The organism is Bacillus sp. Au-Bac7, assembly GCF_021341655.1.
GTDB lineage: Bacteria > Bacillota > Bacilli > Bacillales > Cytobacillaceae > Niallia.
Window position 1 is genome coordinate 769,170 of record NZ_JAJTTG010000002.1, and the last position, 18,438, is coordinate 787,607.

Annotated in this window: 21 protein-coding genes and 1 other annotated feature; of the genes, 7 read left to right on the forward strand and 14 right to left on the reverse strand. The window is 36.5% G+C overall.

Translation table 11 applies throughout. From position 1 onward, the window contains the following. Nucleotides 1-43: 43 nt before the first annotated feature. From LXM54_RS12550 to argS, 3 genes are all read right to left on the reverse strand, one after another. The gene (locus tag LXM54_RS12550) at nucleotides 44-370 is read right to left on the reverse strand and encodes a hypothetical protein (protein WP_233315505.1); all 327 of its coding nucleotides are present in this window, start codon (nucleotides 368-370) and stop codon (nucleotides 44-46) included. Between the two features lie 338 nt (nucleotides 371-708). Beyond that, entirely contained in the window at nucleotides 709-1,008 is a 300-nt protein-coding gene (locus tag LXM54_RS12555; RefSeq protein ID WP_233315506.1) for a hypothetical protein, read from the reverse strand. Between the two features lie 109 nt (nucleotides 1,009-1,117). Further along, nucleotides 1,118-2,800: an arginine--tRNA ligase gene (gene argS, locus LXM54_RS12560; protein WP_233315507.1), complete on the reverse strand. Its 1,683-nt coding sequence runs from the start codon at nucleotides 2,798-2,800 to the stop codon at nucleotides 1,118-1,120. A 40-nt stretch (nucleotides 2,801-2,840) separates the two neighbouring features. Then, nucleotides 2,841-3,065: a binding site (T-box leader), on the reverse strand. A 505-nt stretch (nucleotides 3,066-3,570) separates the two neighbouring features. On the opposite strand from argS, the gene LXM54_RS12565 reads away from it, so the two are divergent. Then, nucleotides 3,571-4,677 carry a GGDEF domain-containing protein gene (locus tag LXM54_RS12565; RefSeq protein WP_233315508.1) on the forward strand — a complete coding sequence of 369 codons (1,107 nt, stop codon included), beginning with the start codon at nucleotides 3,571-3,573 and terminating at the stop codon, nucleotides 4,675-4,677. A gap of 45 nt (nucleotides 4,678-4,722) precedes the next feature. On the opposite strand, the gene LXM54_RS12570 is transcribed toward LXM54_RS12565, so the two are convergent. After that, nucleotides 4,723-6,132, reverse strand: coding sequence for a 6-phospho-beta-glucosidase (locus tag LXM54_RS12570; RefSeq protein ID WP_233315509.1), 1,410 nt, complete (start codon nucleotides 6,130-6,132; stop codon nucleotides 4,723-4,725). Nucleotides 6,133-6,154: 22 nt separating this feature from the next. After that, nucleotides 6,155-8,080, reverse strand: a complete 1,926-nt coding sequence (locus tag LXM54_RS12575; RefSeq protein ID WP_233315510.1) for a beta-glucoside-specific PTS transporter subunit IIABC — start codon at nucleotides 8,078-8,080, stop codon at nucleotides 6,155-6,157. Nucleotides 8,081-8,269: 189 nt separating this feature from the next. On the opposite strand from LXM54_RS12575, the gene LXM54_RS12580 reads away from it, so the two are divergent. Then, nucleotides 8,270-9,091: an STAS domain-containing protein gene (locus tag LXM54_RS12580; RefSeq protein ID WP_233315511.1), complete on the forward strand. Its 822-nt coding sequence runs from the start codon at nucleotides 8,270-8,272 to the stop codon at nucleotides 9,089-9,091. A 146-nt stretch (nucleotides 9,092-9,237) separates the two neighbouring features. Beyond that, nucleotides 9,238-10,074: an STAS domain-containing protein gene (locus tag LXM54_RS12585; protein ID WP_233315512.1), complete on the forward strand. Its 837-nt coding sequence runs from the start codon at nucleotides 9,238-9,240 to the stop codon at nucleotides 10,072-10,074. A 39-nt stretch (nucleotides 10,075-10,113) separates the two neighbouring features. Here the strand turns inward: LXM54_RS12585 and LXM54_RS12590 are convergent, their stop codons facing one another. Both LXM54_RS12590 and LXM54_RS12595 read right to left on the reverse strand, forming a co-directional pair. Beyond that, nucleotides 10,114-10,245 carry a YuzL family protein gene (locus LXM54_RS12590; RefSeq protein WP_233315513.1) on the reverse strand — a complete coding sequence of 44 codons (132 nt, stop codon included), beginning with the start codon at nucleotides 10,243-10,245 and terminating at the stop codon, nucleotides 10,114-10,116. A gap of 72 nt (nucleotides 10,246-10,317) precedes the next feature. After that, nucleotides 10,318-10,809, reverse strand: coding sequence for an HIT family protein (locus tag LXM54_RS12595; RefSeq protein ID WP_233315514.1), 492 nt, complete (start codon nucleotides 10,807-10,809; stop codon nucleotides 10,318-10,320). Nucleotides 10,810-11,082: 273 nt separating this feature from the next. Between LXM54_RS12595 and LXM54_RS12600 the strand changes: the two genes are divergently transcribed. The 3 genes from LXM54_RS12600 to LXM54_RS12610 are packed head-to-tail and all read left to right on the forward strand — an operon-like array spanning nucleotide 11,083 to nucleotide 12,121. After that, entirely contained in the window at nucleotides 11,083-11,457 is a 375-nt protein-coding gene (locus LXM54_RS12600) for a DUF2089 domain-containing protein (protein ID WP_233315515.1), read from the forward strand. After that, entirely contained in the window at nucleotides 11,458-11,847 is a 390-nt protein-coding gene (locus LXM54_RS12605; RefSeq protein WP_233315516.1) for an SHOCT-like domain-containing protein, read from the forward strand. Nucleotide 11,848: 1 nt separating this feature from the next. Next, nucleotides 11,849-12,121 carry a hypothetical protein gene (locus LXM54_RS12610; protein WP_233315517.1) on the forward strand — a complete coding sequence of 91 codons (273 nt, stop codon included), beginning with the start codon at nucleotides 11,849-11,851 and terminating at the stop codon, nucleotides 12,119-12,121. A gap of 188 nt (nucleotides 12,122-12,309) precedes the next feature. Here the strand turns inward: LXM54_RS12610 and LXM54_RS12615 are convergent, their stop codons facing one another. Next, nucleotides 12,310-13,344 carry a glycoside hydrolase family 88 protein gene (locus LXM54_RS12615; RefSeq protein WP_325169569.1) on the reverse strand — a complete coding sequence of 345 codons (1,035 nt, stop codon included), beginning with the start codon at nucleotides 13,342-13,344 and terminating at the stop codon, nucleotides 12,310-12,312. A 48-nt stretch (nucleotides 13,345-13,392) separates the two neighbouring features. Beyond that, on the reverse strand, nucleotides 13,393-14,544 hold the full coding sequence (locus LXM54_RS12620; RefSeq protein ID WP_325169570.1) for a DUF2264 domain-containing protein: 1,152 nt from the start codon (nucleotides 14,542-14,544) through the stop codon (nucleotides 13,393-13,395). A 167-nt stretch (nucleotides 14,545-14,711) separates the two neighbouring features. On the opposite strand from LXM54_RS12620, the gene LXM54_RS12625 reads away from it, so the two are divergent. Further along, the gene (locus LXM54_RS12625) at nucleotides 14,712-15,584 is read left to right on the forward strand and encodes an AraC family transcriptional regulator (RefSeq protein ID WP_233315518.1); all 873 of its coding nucleotides are present in this window, start codon (nucleotides 14,712-14,714) and stop codon (nucleotides 15,582-15,584) included. 25 nt (nucleotides 15,585-15,609) lie between these two features. On the opposite strand, the gene LXM54_RS12630 is transcribed toward LXM54_RS12625, so the two are convergent. The 5 genes from LXM54_RS12630 to LXM54_RS12650 form a co-directional block, all read right to left on the reverse strand. After that, nucleotides 15,610-16,035 carry a stage III sporulation protein AH gene (locus LXM54_RS12630; RefSeq protein ID WP_233315519.1) on the reverse strand — a complete coding sequence of 142 codons (426 nt, stop codon included), beginning with the start codon at nucleotides 16,033-16,035 and terminating at the stop codon, nucleotides 15,610-15,612. Nucleotides 16,036-16,086: 51 nt separating this feature from the next. Then, a complete protein-coding gene (locus LXM54_RS12635; protein WP_233315520.1) occupies nucleotides 16,087-16,587 on the reverse strand; it encodes an NUDIX hydrolase in 501 nt (166 codons plus the stop codon). A gap of 55 nt (nucleotides 16,588-16,642) precedes the next feature. Then, complete coding sequence (locus tag LXM54_RS12640; protein WP_233315521.1) at nucleotides 16,643-16,825, reverse strand: hypothetical protein; 183 nt, start codon at nucleotides 16,823-16,825, stop codon at nucleotides 16,643-16,645. Between the two features lie 59 nt (nucleotides 16,826-16,884). Then, nucleotides 16,885-17,478 carry a hypothetical protein gene (locus LXM54_RS12645; RefSeq protein ID WP_233315522.1) on the reverse strand — a complete coding sequence of 198 codons (594 nt, stop codon included), beginning with the start codon at nucleotides 17,476-17,478 and terminating at the stop codon, nucleotides 16,885-16,887. A 107-nt stretch (nucleotides 17,479-17,585) separates the two neighbouring features. Continuing rightward, nucleotides 17,586-18,422, reverse strand: coding sequence for an AraC family transcriptional regulator (locus LXM54_RS12650; protein WP_233315662.1), 837 nt, complete (start codon nucleotides 18,420-18,422; stop codon nucleotides 17,586-17,588). Nucleotides 18,423-18,438 lie beyond the last annotated feature (16 nt).

Genomic DNA, 18,438 nt, shown 5'->3' on the forward strand with positions numbered 1-18,438 from the left:
TTCTTAACATCATTTATTCAAATCACTTAATTTTTCTTAAATGTTACTCTTTTGGATATGAAGCACCTGGAGCTACAAATTTAGCTTCTTTAACAGGAATGCGGAATAGCACTCCGTTAGACAAGATTAACGCAAGGATATCTTTTTTGTCTTTCACAAGTCCTTGGAAATAACCATAGATGGAAGCATAGTAAGCATTGTCTGTATAAACAGTTACAGGTGTGCCAATAGCAATACCTGCAAAGCGGCCCATTTTTGCAATCGGAATATATGCAGCGAGTACCATCATTTCTTCTGCAGTTTCTTCCTCTTCTTCTGGCACTTCTGGCTCTTCAGGTTCAGGGAATACAGGTTTTTTAATTTTAGCCATAATATCTTCTCCTTTTATATAAAAAATGGTGGAAGGCTATAAACTAGTAAAATTGGCTTGTCCATTTTTTTGTAGTTAACAAAAATCCTTTTAAAATGTAGATGCAGCCTTCTTATATCAAACTGATTTTCACGGCGTTCTTTCCTATCACCAATGAATTCTTATTTACAATTACAGTATATTAACGCTCCCCCTTTGCAGAAACCGCATTTCCCCATAGACACATCCATTTTTTTGAAAATAGTAAAAGAACATAAAATTTAATTCATATAAAGAAACTGTCTAGCAGCATATATCCCTATCATTTTCCTTTTTTTGATAGGGTATAATTTATCTCTTTAGATACTACGTTTCCTTCCCTTTGCTAATTGCTTATTCAGCAGTTTCAAAAACCTTTCTTGCGTTTTTGTGCTGTTCTCCAGTCTTTTCACGCGAAATGGACTGTCCAAATAGTGGCGTATCTTATAATTTGTTATAAATAATTTCCGATATTTTTCCTCTGCAAATAGTTGTTGAAACCAAACCAGTTGATTTAATTTCTCTATGTGAGAATCAACTCTTCTCGTATCGAGAGTTCTCTGATTAGACATAGAACCCATCATCGCAATTATTAGATCAATGATATAGGATAATCTCATGTTTTTTACCTCCTTAATGATAATTAGTATGGTCCTTAAATTAGGAAAAAAACAAAATAAAAGGCAGGAAAGCTGCACTGCCTCCTGCCTTAAGTACTCCAATATACACTTACATTTCCTCTGGTGCTTTTAACCCTAACAGCCGGAGCCCTTCTTTCAAAACCATTCTCACTGCATATACAAGTGTTAATCTTTGTTGCTTAAGGTTTTCATCATCTAAAATGCGTACAGTTCCGTAATACTTATTAAAAGCTCTCGCTAGTTCCACAACATATTTAGCAATTTGAGACGGATCATAATCTTCCAGTGATTTTTTGACTGTTTCCGGAAAAGCATTTAACGTCATAATAATGGACCATGCTTCTTCCTCTTGAGTCCCTAAAGCTGCTGCCTCTGCTTTAAAATTACCCTTTTTCAGCAACGAAGCAGCCCGGGCATGGCTGTATTGTACGTACGGCCCAGTTTCTCCCTCAAACTTCAACATATCTTCGAGAGAAAACTCAATGTCGTTTTGGCGGAAGTTCTTTAAATCATGAAAGATAACTGCACCTGTACCAACTTGTTTAGCGATTTCCTCTTTGTTGCTAAGATTAGGATTTTTCAGTTTAATATCTTCCAATGCAAGGGAGATGGCACATTTTAGCACTTCTTCTAATAGAACAACCTTCCCTTTTCGCGTTGACATTTTTTTGCCCTCTTTAAGCATCATGCCAAAAGAAACATGCTTCATTCCTTGCTGCCATTTGTTTCCCATCTTATCTAACAGAGCAAATAATTGCTTAAAATGCAATGTTTGTTCATTGCCGACAACATATAGTGCTTGATCAAAGTGATATGTTTCCTGCCGGTAAATCGCTGCTGCTAAATCACGGGTTGCATACAGTGTTGCTCCGTCCCTTTTTTTAATTAAGGATGGAGGCATGCCTTCAAGAGGAACTAATTGTGCTCCGTCTGATTCTTGAAGCAGATTCAGTTCTTCAAGTTTTCGGATAACCTTATCCATCTTGTCATTAAAAAACGCCTCCCCGTCAAAGGTATCAAAGTGAATATCCATTAATTCATAAATTTTTGTGAATTCCTGTAAGGATTCAGCCCGAAACCATTCCCACAAAGCCACTGCTTCTGGATCTGCCTGTTCTAATTTTTTAAACCAATGCCGAGCATCACTCTCTAAGTCAGGGGATTGAAGCGCTTCTTCATGAAATTTCACATACAATTTCAACAGCTCTCTTATGGGCTGCTGCTTTACCTCTTCCTCATTGCCCCATAGTTTATATGCAAGTATTAATTTTCCAAATTGCGTTCCCCAGTCGCCTAAATGGTTAATTCTAATTGTGCGGTATCCACATTTTTCAGAAATTAATGCTAAAGCATTCCCAATTACTGTTGAACGTAAATGTCCCATTGAAAAAGGCTTCGCAATATTGGGAGAAGAAAAATCAATTGTCATTACCTTGTTTGTGCCAATACTTAAATCCCCGTATTGCGCTTTTTTGTTAAGCACCTGTTCCAAGACGGCCTGTGACACTTTGTTTTTATTCAAAAACACATTTAAGTAGCCGCCAACAGCTTCCACTTTTTCAAACTTTGATGCCTTCATTTTTGGAACTAATTCCTGAGCTATACTTTGGGGCGATTTTCGGAATACTTTTGCCAATTCAAAACAAGGAAAAGCCAAGTCTCCTAAATTTGCAAACTTCGGGTTTTCCATCATAAAAATTAGCTTGCCTTTATTAATTTCTCCACCTAAAGCCTCAAAAAGAATTTCAGCAAATTCACCTTTAATGTCCATTTCTTTCCCTCCAAATAAAAAGCTCCCGTCTCTTATATAAATAAGAGACGGGAGCTTTAATATTATCCCGTGGTACCACTCTAATTGTTTTCCAAAATGAAAAACCACTCCAGTTTTTAACGAGGCATTCCCCGGCATTCCCTATTTGATTTTTCAGGAATGCATCTCAAAAGTGCGGTTCATCAATTGCTTCATGCCAAGCTCCCACCATTCTTGACTCGCTTTACTCTCCACAACTGACTACTCTCTTCATCTTCGATTTTCTTAATATTATGGTTATTATATCCAATTATTAAGAAATAGCAACCATTTTTTTCATCTAATCGAAAAATTCTTTACATAATTTGTATCACTATCTCACTTCTTTTGTCGAAGCTCTTCCATCATTCTTACAGTTATTGCATAATAATTACTAGGTCTACAAATGAAAGGATAGTTGGATGATTCAAATTGAACTGATTTGCCATGAACTGAAACGATTAATGGACGATTACTATAAATGTGAAGATCCTGCAATCAAGCAACAAATACATCATGATATTAAGCTTTTAAGCGAAGGGCTGTTCCTAAGTGACCTCCCTGAAGTTTTATTAAAGACTATTAAATGAGTCAGCCCGATGGATAATTCCACCGGGATTTTTTCTTGCTTAGCATAAAGGTAAGCTTCCTCGTATTGATATGTAAGCACCATTAAAACTACCAAAAAGTTTGGTGAAAAGTACTAGTTACAAAACGGCTCTTGTTATGGTAAATTAGCTGTGGTGATAATTATGATATTAAAAGAACTGTTCGCAAATTTTGCCATTTTGACATCACTTATTTTTTTATATACACAACTTTTGAAAACACCATTAAATCGTAATTCTAATATGAACTATAAAATTTTTGCTGGGATAGTTGCCGGTATCTCGTCTGATATATTAATGTTTTACAGTATCCATATTGGCGATTCCATCTTTGATTTGAGACATATCCCTATTATTTTGGTGGGTTTCTATGGCGGTTTTATTCCCGTAACCATATCTTTGTTGTTCTTTATTGTCGGAAGGCTGTTAATAGGAATAAGTGTGACATCTTTAATAGCAATAGGGTATATCACGATTGTGTCATTATTTGCAGTCCTGTTTTCTCCTAAATCAAAAGGCAGCTTGCAGGTGAAAATTGCAATTCTTTTAACTACTAACAATATTATCTTGTCAGTTACGGCTGTTTTTCTAGTTGAAAGCACAGCAGCACTGTATGTCCTCCTTCCTATTTATTGGATCGCCTCTTATGCTGCCGGCATCCTTGCCTTTTATATGCTGGAGCTATTAAGAAAAAAGACAATACTATTTGAAAAGTATAAATTAGAGTCAACAACTGATGGACTGACTGGCTTAAATAACGTTAGGAAATTTGATGAGGTTTTTAATTCACTCGCTGAAAGTGTTGGGCAAAAAGGAGAAAAGCTTTCTTTTTTGTATATCGATATTGATTTCTTCAAGCATATTAACGACAATTACGGACATGGCGATGGAGATATCGTATTAAAAGCATTAGGAAATCTCCTCCATAATACAACCCGCTCTTTCGACATCGTGAGCAGAAATGGCGGAGAAGAATTTTCGGTTATTTTATTAGATTGTTCGCTCGAAAGGGCTTACGAAATTGGTGAACGCATCAGGAAAATCGTCGAAAATACACCATTTATTATTAGCTCGAATGAGACCATAAACATTACAGTGTCAATCGGTGCAGCAAGCTTCCCTGAAACAACGGATAATATTTGCTCCCTTATAGAAGAAGCGGATAAAGCCTTGTATCAAGCAAAAAGAACTGGAAGAAACAAGGTCTGCATCAATCAGGATGTTAATACTGTTCCTGTTTTAACAGTGTAAACAATCAGGACCCTATCTCTATTCTAGGGTCCTAATCTTTATGCGTTACAATACTTCTCCATTCGATTCAAGCACTTGTTTATACCAATAAAAGCTCTTTTTTCTTAGTCGCTCATTCGAGCCTTTTCCTTCACTGTCTTTATCTACATAAATAAAGCCATATCGCTTCTTCAGCTCTGCTGTAGAGGCACTGACTAAATCAATTGGACCCCAGGAGGTATAACCCATTATTTCTACACCATCACCAATTGCATTTTTCATTTCATAAATATGCTTCCGTAGGTAGTCAATTCGATAATCATCTTGAATGGTACCGTCTTCCTCCAGCTTGTCCACTGCACCAAGTCCGTTCTCAACAATGAATAATGGCTTTTGATAGCGGTCATACAGCTGGTTGCAGACTGTTCTTAATCCGACCGGATCAATTTGCCAGCCCCATTCAGATGATTCTAAATAAGGGTTTTTTACGCCTTCAAATAAATTGCCAGATGCCTTGCCTGCTTGATGTTCGGGGTCTGTGCTAGCTACAAATGACATATAATAGCTGAATCCGATATAATCAACCGTATAATCTTGTAAAAGCTCCAAATCCCCTGTATCCATTTCAATGTTAATGCCATTATCAGCAAAATAATTCGTCATATAAGTTGGATAGTATCCTCGAGACTGAACATCTGAAAAGAACAATGTCTTTCTGTCTTGAGTTAAAGCAGCAAACATATCTTCTGGTTTTGAACTGTATGGATAAGTTATCATTGAAGCAATCATACAGCCAATCTGCGATTCCGGAATTTCCTCATGACCTGCTTTCACAGCCAGGGCACTTGCTACAAACTGATGGTGTGCCGCTTGGTAAATGTCTTGTTCATTTTTAACGCCATCCTTAAACAATAGACCGCCTCCAGTAAATGGAGCATGCAGCAGTACATTGATTTCGTTAAAAGTCATCCAATATTTAACCTTATTGCGGTACCGCTTGAAAATAGTTTTCGCAAATTTTTCATAATAGCTTACAACTTGCCGGTTTTTCCAGCCGCCATATTTTTCAACAAGGTTAAGCGGCATCTCATAGTGGGACATCGTTACAACTGGTTCTATATTATGTCTTCGCAATTCATCAATCATGTCATCATAGAATTGAAGTCCGTTTTCGTTAGGCTGCTGGTCATCTCCATTAGGAAAGATCCGCGACCATGCAATGGAAAAACGAAATGCTTTAAAGCCCATTTCCGCAAACAAAGCAATATCCTCTTTATACTTATGATAAAAATCAATACCTTCATGATATAAATTAAATTTTTCCATCGAGAAATCAGGTGGACTCATGATTCCATTAGGAGAAACATCTGCTGTCGATAAACCTTTGCCATCCTCCTGATAAGCACCCTCCAACTGATTTGCAGCAACAGCACCGCCCCACAAAAAACCTTCTGGAAATTGCACAGACCTGCTCATTTTCATCACCTCTGTTCATTATTTAAGCTTTTATTTTTGTTTCTATTAATTGTTCTCCAACTTTTGTTTGCTTTTGTTCGGTTGGTGTTATTTGTTCAAAATCTCCTTGGTTTGTCACAATCACAGGTGTAGAAACAACATAGCCTGCTTTTTTGATTTCCGTTAAGTCGAAATCAATTAACAGCTGACCTTTTTTTACTCTCGTTCCATGGCTGACATGTGCGGTAAAAAACTTGCCATTTAATTCAACCGTATCCATCCCAACATGGATTAAGATTTCTGAACCATTGTCAGAAGTGATTCCAATTGCATGGTTTGTAGGAAAAAGCGCTGTGACAGTACCATCTACTGGAGAATATACTTTACCTTCAGAAGGTTCAATTGCAACCCCTTGACCTAACGCTCCTGATGCAAATGCTTCATCTTTAAGCAAAGATAATGATAAGACTTCGCCGTTTATCGGACTATATATAACCTCATCAGCGAGCTTAACTGCTGGCGGTTCCTCTTTATTTGCCTGGTTGTTAGCCGTCGAATCTGCTGTTTCTGTTTTAGAATTGCCAAACAAATACGTTAAAATGAATGCTAAGATAAAGCCGACAATAATGGCAATAACAGCACCCCAGAAGGCAAAAGTTATGCCAGCTTTTGGATCAATATAAGTAGGAATTCCGAAGATTCCCAACCCTCCGACCATATATATTTGCGACTTGGCAAAGCCAAGAATTCCTCCGCCGACAGCCGCTGCAATACAGCTGATAATAAATGGTTTTTTTAATGGCAACGTTATTCCGTAAATGGCAGGCTCTGTAACCCCGAATATGCCGGAAATGAATGCAGGAATGCTTAATGTTTTATATTTTTGCCGTTTTGTTCTTAACCATACACCAAGCACAGCACCAATTTGTGCAAAAGATGCAGCAAACATCGTGCCGAGTATCGGATCTGCTCCGTGCACAGTCAGGTTGTTAATCGCAATCGGCACAAGCCCCCAATGCAGGCCGAAAATAACAAAAACCTGCCATAATCCGCCGACGAAAATACCGGCAATAATTGGACTGAGATTATATAGCCAAAGTGTAGCTTGTCCAATTAATACGCCTGCCCAAGTGGCAATCGGTCCAATCACTAAAAACGTTATCGGCACTGCGATTAGAAGTGTAAAGAATGGAACTAAGAAGGTTTTAACAACATCTGGAATAATTTTTTTAAAAAACTTCTCCAGCTTCACTCCAAAATAAGCAGCTAGGATGATCGGTATTACAGAAGAAGCATAGCTCATTAATATAACAGGCACCCCTAAAAACGTAATAAATACTGGTGACTGAAACACAGTGCCTGAAAATAATGTAGTAATCGGTGTACCTGTCGTTAAAGTTGTTAAGGTCGGATAAACAAGGGAAGCACCTATTACCATCCCAATAAAAGTTGTGCCACCAAACTTTTTGCTGGCTGTATATCCTAGGAATATCGGGAAGAAATAAAATAAGGAATCACCGAGTGCATTTAATATTTGATAAGTTCCAGATGTTGCCTCAAGCCAGCCTAATGCTAAAAATAACGCATTAAACCCCTTGATCATCCCGGTTGCTGCCAAAACACCTAATACAGGTGTAAAGATGCTGGAAATAATATCAATGAATTGATTAAATATCCCTTGCTTTTCTCCGCCTCCGTTATCTTCAGACGACGATTGTGTATTAAGCCCGCCAACCTCCACTACCGCCTTATATACGTCTGGAACGTGATTTCCGATGACCACCTGATACTGGCCACCGCTTTTCATAACAGTTACTACGCCTTCCATATTTTTAATTATATCGGTCTGAGCCTTGCTTTCATCTTTTAACTTGAAGCGCAAGCGAGTAATACAATGAACAACGCTGTTGACATTTTCTTTACCTCCAACATTTGCAATAATATCCTTTGCCAACTGTTCATATTTCATTAATTCCACCTACTTTCCTTTATTGGGTAACTCATATATTTATTGTGTTGCAAAGATAGGAAGCTTATCCTTCCCCTAAAATATTTTGGTAATGAAACAATAATTGCTCTCCAAGCAGTATTTTATATATAATGATTTATAGATAAAGGGGTACATATTAATTAACAAAGCCAAGAGGAGTAGTTAAAAATGAATCCAATTAATAATATTAAAGATGAAGTAAAGATATTTATTAATGAAAATGGGGATAAGTTTGAAAGCAAATTGCTTACGGAAGCAGTTAATGTCTCAACAAAAATTACTGATATCTTAAATAAGGGAAACATCGATTTATTAAAAAACGCCAAAAAAATGACATTTTTCGTTATGGACGAAAAAGAGGAAGAATTGGTTTCTTTTGCTAAAGTCGAAGGAATTGCTTGGGCAAAGCACTCATTAACTTTAGAGTTAAAACTGGAGTGGGTGCAGGCAATTAGAAGAACAATATGGCATTTTATCTATATTATTGATGAACAGCAGAATATAATATCAGACCGCAATAATTTTTATATCTTAGAAAAAAGCATAAATGAAAAAATGGATAAATTCTTAAACAGCTTCTTTCTTAATTACTCAAACTTTAAAGATGAAATGCTATATAGACAAAGAGAAATGGTAGAACATTTGTCTGTTCCAATCATTCCAGTTAAGCAATCTGTTTCAGTATTACCTCTTATTGGAGCAATTGATTCGTATCGAATTAGAGTGATTGAAGAAAAGGTATTAAATGATATTGCAGATTCAAGAATTCAAACACTCATCATTGACCTTTCCGGGATTGCGAGAATGGAAATGGATGTGATTGATTACTTTGAAAAGATTTTAGCTGGAATCTCCATGATGGGCTGTAAGGCAATCCTTACAGGACTTAGACCTGAACTTGTCAAAAAAATGGTTCATGCAGGCATCCGCTTCGAAAAAGATGCGGAAACACGAGGTACACTGCAAGATACATTAAAAACCTATTTGTAAAATTATTTTACCATCCCCCATTAAGGGGGATTTTGTTTTACAATGCAGTAAAAATACATGATCACCACCCAATACTTTAGACGGATGAACTCAGATAGTGTAAAATTCTATGGACAACCTATAATTGCACCAACAGGAGGATTGAAATGTATTCAAATAATGAACTTTATCATTTTTTTGTAAAAAAAACATGGCAAATAACAGAAGACTGGTATGAAAGTCTAGATAAATCCAATAGCAGCGGAGTTTATGCTTCTAATGATCCAGAAATCATTAAAGGCGTGAAGCAACAAAACTATGAGTTCCACGAGAACTTTGCAGAAGTATTTCGTAAGGAAGAAGGAAAATTTTCAGCTGATTTTGAACAGTGGATACTAAAGGTAGCGCAGGATCAGGAACATTCGCAAACCCCGATTCATTTTATCATCCGCGAATTTCACAGAACGCAAAAGCAGTACCTTGATTTAATGACAGAATTTATCGAGGAACATAAAGATAATCTTGCCGTAAGCGAAATACATACAATATATCAGGTTGTTACAGAAACAATGGCTAATGTGATTGAATGGTTTACAAAAGAGTATAATCGCAACTCCGAAAAAAGACTGCATGCTCAGCAGGAGTTAATTCTTGAACTCAGCACACCTGTTATTGCCTTAAATAACCAAACAGCATTATTGCCATTAGTTGGGGAGATTGACACAGCACGTGCGAAAATCCTACTTGAGAAAACGTTAGAGCAATGCAACCGTTTAGGAGTAAACAGATTGCTTCTTGACCTTTCCGGTGTAGTCATTATTGATACAATGGTTGCACATCAAATCTTTCAACTAATCGAAGCATTATCATTAATCGGCGTTAAAACCGACCTTTCTGGCATTCGTCCTGAAGTTGCTCAAACCGCTATTCAGCTCGGTTTAAAATTCGATAATATCTCAGTCAATTCCTCTCTCGCAAATGCCATCAAGTTGGCGAATATCTAAAAAACAGACGGAGTCCGTCTGTTTTTTCTTCATCCAATATTAAGATTGTTTTTGCTTCTTTCGCGAAGAATCAGACTTTCTGTTCCCCGTTTCTTTCATTGTAGTACCTTGTCCTTGAACATTTGTAGAACCTAAACCAATTGTTGATGGATCAGCTTTTCTGTTAGACACTGTATTCACCTCCAACTATATTGTTCCGCAAATCGTGTATGTTATGAGATTTGTTTCGTAATGTACTAATTCCTAAACATCATTATTTAGCTTTTTCCTGAGAGAATTAATTGCAGCCATTACCTCATCTATATTTTCTTTATTATTCATTTCGTTTCTAGCATAAAGTAAGATTGGTCTTACTGATTCAATGGAACGTCCAAAGCCCGCCATCCAATCATACCTTGGGACCATCCAAGTATGAAAATGATGTGCTGTGTCTTCATTATAAAAATAATAAACATACTCTATTCCCAAAACTTTCCTTTGGGCATGCCTAATCTTTGACAAGGTCTTTATATAATCTAACTGCTCTTGGTCCGTTAGTTCATCGAAGCATTTTATATGCCGCTTAGAAGCTAATATCATTAACCCTTTAATTGGATAAGCAACATCTTGATGTGCGTGAAAATGTTCAGTTTCATATACTGCACCACCATCTGGTTCAATTATTCCGCTTGTTAAGGCACAGCTTAAACATTCAACTTCAACAGTGGTGCCGTTAGATAAGGTTATATTCTTCATTAGAATCCCCCTATTATGATAACCTTCTATTTCACCGGATAAAGATTATTTCTAGATTCCTTCCTATAACCCCTTCTCCTTTCACTAAATTTACCAATTCAAATAAAACAACCCAAGTTAAAATTAAAATCCACACACTAAAATAAAATTATTTAATATTTAAATTGAATATATTAAACTAATTAAGTTGTTTTTTTTGTTTATTTAATTTTATTGTTTATTTTATTTAATTATTAATGTATGATTGCATTATAAATAAAAAAGGAGGGAATTATGGCTTATCCTCTTATTTCAGAGTGCCCTGTTTGTGCAAAGCAATTAAAAATTACCCGGCTACAGTGTACTCATTGTCATACCACTATCGAAAATGAATTCGAACTTTCTAATTTTGCAAATCTTAACAAAGAACAGCTCAGCTTTATCGAGACTTTCTTAAAATGCCGCGGAAATATAAAAGAGGTTGAAAAAGACCTTGGTATTTCTTATCCAACTGTCCGCGGGAAATTAGATGATATTATCTCTTCTCTGGGTTATTCTACCACTAAGAAAGCAGATAAAATTGATCGTAAAAAAGTAATCTTAATGCTGGAAAAAGGCGAAATAACTGCTGAAGAAGCAATTGAATTATTAAATGGGGAGGAATCCTAAATGAGCGAAGAAATTTCAAGAGTTTTAACAATGGTTGAAGAAGGTAAGCTGAGTAAAGACAAAGCTGCTGAATTAATTGATGCCCTGCAAGGAAAAGACAACAAGGTCAATCTACAAAAACATACCTCAGCCTCCTATTTAAACAAAATGCTAAAGATCCGTGTTACTTCGGAAAACGGGGATAATGTCAACGTTAATCTGCCAATTAAACTTATAAAAGCTGTCTTAAATGTAGGCTCTAGTATTGCGGAGAGAATTCCCCAATCCGAAAAATATGTGAAGGATATTGACATTGCACTGTTAATAGATGCAATTGATAATGAATTGGACGGACAAATTGTAGATGTTACAGCAGCAAATGGTGACAAAGTATTGGTTACAGTTGAGTAACATGATGAAGGTAAAAGTTAAAGTAAATGGGAAACGCTTTATTATTCCAGTTCCATATGCTATTTTACATCTTGTCATTAGAATTCTAACTTCAAAGAGAATTCTCGTGCTTGTGAATGGTGCAATCGAAAAATCCGGAAAAACAAAATTTCAAATCCCTTATATTAGCAGGTATGACTTAAAGCCTTTGCTAAGAGAGCTTTCCAGCCAAAGCGGTTTACTGCTGGTTGAAACAAGCCTTAAAGATGGAACAGAAGTTTCTATAAGGTTATAAAGCACAATTCCTTTATCATGGAATTGTGCTTTTTTTCTTTTTTTTACCAGTACATCTTCCAGCTCATGACTGTGCGTATTAATGCTTCTAAATAATAGTAATCTCCCCAGATACAGCACTCGTCTACCCCATTATTGTCAGGCTTAGAGTAGACTGCATGCAACAAAATACCATTGGAGTGAACTTTTTTAGTAGTATAGCTTTTCAGCTAGTGACTTAATCATTTTTATGGCTGCATTTTCATAGACTTCCTTATATTGATGGGAAACTGGCAAGTGCTTGCTTAATTCGAGTAGTCCACAAGCCATGATGGCTGCAGCAGAACTGTCACGTTCCTCCTTTCCTTCTGTAAAGACTAAGTCCCAATAGCAAATATTATCATCAGGAAGACGATTTAAAAAGTAGTTTGCCAGTTTTTCAGCAATATCAAGAAACTCTCTATCCCCTGTATGTACGTAGCTTAATGCAAAACCGTATACTCCCCATGCCTGGCCACGGGCCCAGCACGATTGATCGGTATATCCTTGCGCAGTCTTTCCATAAAGCGGTTCACCATTCTCTGTATCCATATAAAAGGTATGGTATGTTGATGCGTCTTCTCTCACAATATACTTGGCTGCTTGTTTAGCATGATTTATGGCAATATTATAATACTTCTGATTACCTGTTTCTCTGGAAGCAAAATATAATAACGGCAAATTCATGTTACAATCTATAATCATCCTTCCAAGCTGTTCTGGGTCAGATAAATCGCCCCATGCTTGAATAATCTTCGCCTTTTGATGATACCGAGTAATCAGCTTATCAGCTGCTTTTATCGCTATTTCTTTTGCGGTTTCATCTTTCAGCACTTGGTAGCCCGCCACACAGGATAAAGAGTATAAAAAACCAATATCATGTGTTTCTAACTGAATATTCTTCGTTAAGCGTTCACTAAAGCTTTCAAGCTGGGTTTTTATTACATCAAGATATTTATCATTCCCTGTATATTCGTAAGCTAAATAAAGCATTCCAATCCAAAAGCTAGCAGTCCAATCATTATCATCTTCAGGAATATACATTAAATTTGTTGATGCAGCCGGTGGTACCTTCTCCGTGAATGGGTCTAGATTTTCATCGATTTTTTGCAAAACATACTGAATTTCCTCTTCAAGCCATTTTGAATCTAAAACAGCTTTGGCTTTAAATTTATCATGCTTCATTTCTTCGTGAATCGTACTCATCTCTACTTTCCCCTTTCTGATATGGACTTCATCAGATTCGTTCTAATATTATAAACAATGATCAATTGGAAAGTTATTCCCTGACCAAGCTCTTTTTGCCGTCCATTCCATTGAAGAATTACTCCAAAATGGATCTGATTCGGCCAAACCTAATGGCAAGAAAACGGCCGCACACAAATAAACACTGCCTGTAGAAATATATCCTTCCCCAATCCCTGGTTGATGGCCGCAAAAACCAATAGTCAGCCACCCTGACTCTGTAAATGTGCCCGGAGCTTCCAGTGTCCGTTTTATAACTTGAGTCAGTGCACTTCTAACTTGTTCTGGAGCAAGTGTCTTAGGTAAATCCTTGCGAAGTGCATGATGAGCTAAAGTTTGAAAAACACCAAAACGGTAAGCAATAGATCTTCCCACTGGCGGAAATGTTCCCTCCGGCGAAATCATGCGCTCTTGAATAACTGCATATCTTTTTGATCTTTCCATAAAGGTTTCCTTTTTTCCCAGCCAATCTGTGTACTCTTCACCAACAGTTTCTAATAAATCTACAAGCATAGGATGGATAACAAAGCTATTATAATAATCATAATGAAACTCAGGTCCATCACTGTATACACCATCTCCCAAATACCATTGATCAAATTGCTTTACAGCAAAATCAATACGCATCGGATCCCAATCCATTTCTCCCACTTTATATAAAAAGGCTTCAATTAATGCAGAAAATAAAAGCCAGTTAGAAAAGATTGGTTTTTTTGTTCGGGTAGCTTTCATTGCAAGTATCACATTGTTTTTAACCCTACCACTTAGTTTTTTCCATAGTTCATCAGGAGCTCTAAGAAAAGCATGCGCTAAAAAAGCAGTATCAACAATCGGCTGAAAATCTGTTGAAAAATTCATATAATCAGGAGAGTGAGGATCTGTGCCTGCATCAATAGCTATGCGTGCCAGCTCACCATATTCCATACGAAGTGCTTCTTCCTCCTTATTTTCACTTTTCCTTTCCAGCCATGGAGCCATCCCAACGAGCAGTCGGGACAGCGCTTCCAAATGAGTGAATTGTTGACGATTTGTTCCTTCCTTCATCTCGACTGGCATTACTTTTTTTAATGATTTATTTTTTAAGTTTTGAAGCACCGGACTTGCAATTTTCAGCATGGATTGCAGCCAATACTCTCGATCGTGATCATTTGAGACGCTCACATTTTCCTCCTCCGATTTCCTTTCTTTTTATCACCAAATTCTTTACTAAATTATAACTTACGTATTATTCTAAAAGTGTTTGTTAAATAACCAAAAATGTCGCTCTATTGTTCTTGAACCTTAAATAATAAGTTTTTCAATGTTTGAATACTATATGGAGGAATTATATGAAGAATTTATTTGAACAAATAGATCTTAAACCATTTAACTGGGTTTATCGCAGGGTTTCTGAGCAGAATTTCCAAGGATATTATCACTGGCATCAAGGTTGCGAACTTTTATTTGTATATCGTGGACAAGGGCGCGTAATAGTTAACCAACAGACTTATGAGTTAAAAAAAGGAATGCTTTTCTTTTTCCAGCCATTTCAATTACATAAGGTATATGTAGAAGTATCCCCCCGATCTCCTTATGAGAGAAGTATTCTTCACTTTGATACAATGTCATTCGGAGAGAAAAACCTAAATTTTTTCCCAGGACTGAGTGCCTTGTTAAAAAAATTACAGTTTGGAGTAAACGAACTTCAAGCTTTTGATTTAGAAAATGATTATAACTATATGTATGAGCTGTATGAACAATTTAATAAATCACTGCAAACAAACAACTGGGAAGAAGACAGCCAGCTTTTTTTAATGCAATTGCTCTCATGTATCCGTATAAACAGCACCGATGCTAATCCTGATCCAACCTCAAACAATAAATTACGGCCATTATTCTACTCTGAAAAGATAATGAATTGGATAGAAGCACATTATAAGGAGCCCTTTGACTTAGAACATTTATCAAATGAGCTTCATTTATCAAAATCATATATATCAAGAAGTTTCAAGCGTGAAACGGGAAGTAGTTTAACAGAGTATCTTACCATTCGGAGAATAAAAGAAGCTTGTCAATTGCTAGAAATGACAAATACGTCTATTGAATTAATTGGTGAAAGCTTAGGCTTCAAAAGTGTATCTTATTTTATCCAGTTATTCAAAAAACTCGTTGGAACGACTCCTCACCAGTATAGACTCTCCCACAGAAGGTCTCATAACTAAAAAAATTAAATACAGAGCTGGCAAATCACCGCTCTGTATTTAATAGAAATTCTCCCCACAAGGTCTCTTCCACTATAAAGTAGCCCTCGTGTGAACATCCAGCTAATATACATTTATCATTCTGATAAAACATTAAGTCTTCCGGCAATTTTGGATGGAGCCAGCTAAAAAGGGAATTGCTGTTTTCCTTCAGGAAATCCCTTGTGGCATTATTTAATTGAAAATAAGAAACATATGCGGTGGCCTCAGGAAGTTTCGTTGTTTCCCATTCTCGTTGAATTTTCCTTTCCAGCAAGTGTTCCTTTATATAAACAATCCTGGCATCAATTGCAGCATGGCTCACTTCCTCCATCTCATTCTCAACGAAGGCAAACTTATTACAATTTCTGGTAAGCAAATCCATTAAATGGTTATACCGTTTCCCTTTTACATTTTCTGTTATTATCAGCATGTTTATTTCTCCTCAGTTACACTGCTTTTTTACGTTAGAAATCGAGCAATCCTACTCTGGAAGCTTCTCTAGCCAATGTTTATTCCACTGAAAATAAAGCTCATCCCTTTTTTGTGAAAATATGTCTTTTGGATAAGGTAATGCAAGTTCCGGCATCCTATCTGGTCTAAAGTATTGAAGCTCTGCCGTTTCTTGATCATGAGGATTCAGATTGCCGCTGGTAATTCCGCACTGAAACATAAAAACGTTATATTCGACTTGATGGCCATTTGGATATTGATAACGAAATTCTTTTCCGCCAAACACTCCTACTAACTTTCTCGGTAAAACAATTAATCCGGTCTCTTCCCATACTTCACGAACCATTGCTTCGGCAGGTGCTTCTCCTGGCTCTATTGCACCAGCAGGAAGACTCCAATTTTCCCCATTCCCCTTGTTTTGTAATAAGATTTCCCCAGAATCATTCCTGATAATGGCAGCAACACTTGGCATTAATATTAGCTCGTTACCAATTTTCGAACGTATATTTTTATAGTATTCTGACATCCCCATTCACAAGCCACCATCTCTCGTAAAGTTATCTTCTAAAGTCAGCTATTACAATAACTCAATATTTATCTTGTTGTTTGTATAGTTGATGATATGCTCCTTTATATTTGAATAAAGAGCCATATCCTTTAATTCTGTCAGCTTTACCCACTTGATTGATATCAGGACTCTCTGACAGCTCAAGCATGAATCCATCTATTATCTTACATGAGCATGCCATAACCTTGATAGGAAAAGCCATAACATGTCGCCACCTTAAGTTATTTATCCATACATAGTTTTTTTGAAATATAAGAAAATCTAATCTTCCCAATAAAAGATAGCGTCCATAATTACATAATCGTTAGAATTACTATATATAGTTGGGATTTTTGCTTGAAAGGATAAAGGCTGGTGTATTTTTTCTGTTTCTAACCGTTCATATTCAAATTCTTTTAGCGCATACTCCAATTTTCTCACAATAGTCTCGTATTTCTCACTAATATTTAACAGATGTGGACCACCAAATAAACAACCGTATCCACCGCCAATTATTTCGTTCGTATCTGTCCGCATTGTCTTATATCTAGTATCTTCCCCCATAATTGCTACAGGTGCTAAACGACAAATATCAATAATAATTCCTTCTGTCTGTAACTCTTGAATGTTGTTAATTTTCTTAACGACAGTAACATCCTCTTTTTGATAACAAAAAAATTCAATAAAGGAGGCATAGCCACTGCCAAAATGATTCCATTCTGCTTCACAAACGATATTAGGTATTCGATTCATTCGATGAAATAACCTTCGGATATGTGCCTCAATTTCTTCCTCATTTTTTGTACAATAAGGAAAGCTATCGCCAACAATCTTTCCTTGAATTAAATCTTGCAACTGTTTGTTAGAAAAATTCATAAAGAATCCCTCCCCCTTATTACCTTTTATATAAATCAAACTTCCACCTATTTAAACTAAATTATATACGTGCCATTTCTTAAAGAGGTTCCATGCCTTTTAAAAGCTCACTCTATCTTTTTATGAATCTTCCGATATGAACTTGGTGATAGGTCATTTAATTGTTTAAACATCTTACTAAAATGATATTCTTCAAAATAACCGCATAATCTTGCAATCTCTTTAATTTGATAGTCTGTATATATTAAATAACTGCACGCTCGCTCGTTACGGATATAACTAAGATACTCTTTTGGTCCCATTCCTGTGTACTTAAGGAAGAGCTTGCGAAGATAGGTTGCTGAAATGCTGTATTGCTTCGCTAACTGTTCGACTTTAATGTTATCCTGGTATCCGTTTTCCATATATTTTTTTATCTTATTAAAGGCGCTTAATGTACTTGATTCATTTATGCTCCAATCGGGCTGCTCCATGTTGTGGAGCTTATGAAGCATTACTTTTAGTTTACCTTGGGAAACTGCAGCACCATGTGCAACTCCAGGCACCCATTCTTGATGAATTTCCTCAAAGAGCATGCCTAATTCCTCTGCCTGTTTGCAATTGTACTGATTTAAAAAAGGCAGACTCAGTTTCGCAACTCTCTTAACGTCCTTCCAAACTACATCGTAGTTAAGCTCCGCACAATCAAACAGCACCATTGTCATGCGTAGCGGCGCATGTATTTCTGAACGCATCGACATCTGCAGACCAGGTCTTAAGTAAACCATCATTCCTTTCTTCACCTTATGTTCAGTATTAGTATAAAAACTCCCTTCTCCTTCATGAATCCAATATAAACTATGAACATTCACCAGATTGCGGACATCCTTCCAACCAGGATATGTAACTTTGTCGAGCGTAAAATGAATATGCAAGACGAACTGATTCAAATCATATTTTGGCATTTTCAAGTTTCTATCT